This is a genomic window from Ureaplasma canigenitalium ATCC 51252, assembly GCF_000712165.1.
GTDB classification, from domain to species: domain Bacteria; phylum Bacillota_I; class Bacilli_A; order Mycoplasmatales; family Mycoplasmoidaceae; genus Ureaplasma; species Ureaplasma canigenitalium.
The window spans coordinates 1-1,157 of the sequence record NZ_JONZ01000011.1 but is presented as its reverse complement, the minus strand read 5'-3'; the positions used below and the strand labels follow the sequence as shown (position 1 = coordinate 1,157).

Annotated in this window: 1 protein-coding gene; it reads left to right on the top strand. The window is 32.8% G+C overall.

From position 1 onward, the window contains the following. Positions 1-1,074: hypothetical protein (locus tag T416_RS03930; protein ID WP_038079732.1), on the top strand; the 1,074-nt coding region annotated here is incomplete at its 5' end. Between the last annotated feature and the right edge of the window lie 83 nt (positions 1,075-1,157).

Genomic DNA, 1,157 nt, shown 5'->3' with positions numbered 1-1,157 from the left:
GAAGCGATTGATCGTTATAAAGCACGTCTAAAGAAAGAAAAACAAGCTCGTGAGGAAGAAGAAAGACGACGAGAAGAAAGGGAAAAACTAGAAAAACAAGTTGAAGAGAAAGCCAAAGTACTTATAAATGAAAAGCAGGCCTTCTACCTATTTCCAATCGGTGTCAATGCTTCGACAAAGGAATATGAAGAAATTAATTATAAAAAACTTGAGCCTAATGCTAATTCTTTACCGCGACCTAGTGATAATAAACAATTATATCGATTAACTGTTCTTGTACCGCATGCTGAAGGTACTTACACAATTAAGTTCGATAAACCAGTTGAAGGTGATAAAAGCGAAATTACCATCTATGGTAACTTTGGGGATAAGATTTCAATTCCGCAAACTCATGCTAAGGATTTAGGTGTAACCGTTAAAAGTGTTGATATTTGACTTTCACCACAAACTACTTATCAAATTGTTGAAGTTGGTCAAAAGAATGGTGCCAAGTTTGAACTAGCCGGTGACTTAACAATTACAACATCGGCAACTATAAATTCTCCTAAAAAACCTGAAATTTCTACCGATGAAGGTAAAAACGATTCGAATAACGGTAATGAACAAAAACAAGATAGTGGAAATACCGGTTCAAGTGATGTAACAACAGAAATTGAAGAAGGCTCTCAATTCTTTAATTTGCAAGGGAAGAAGGACTCTAAGGTTGAATTTTTCTTCCAACCTAAAGTTTCAACTTTAAAAGAAATTCCGGGTGCTAAATTTTTCCTTACTATACAAGCAAATGAAAAAGAAGGACTTGATGAATCTCTTGATGATCTTAAAGAAATTACATATGATTCGCAAGATATTGAGTTAAATAAAGATGTTGTACTTGTATCTAATGATACTGTAACAGCTGGTTACCATGCTGCTCACTTCGTAGCTAACTTTAAGAATACACCAGATTGAAATAAACTTCATTTTACAGTGAAAAAAATATCTTATGGTGTCGACAAAGAAAGTGCAAAGGAATACCCTCTTTCTGCTCTAGATATATCTTTTTCAGAAGAAAAAGTTTCAATCGCAAAATCCTAACTAACTTATAAATTAACACCCATAAACAATCATATTAATAAATAGGATAAACATTAAAAATGACAAAGAAAAATAAGAAGATA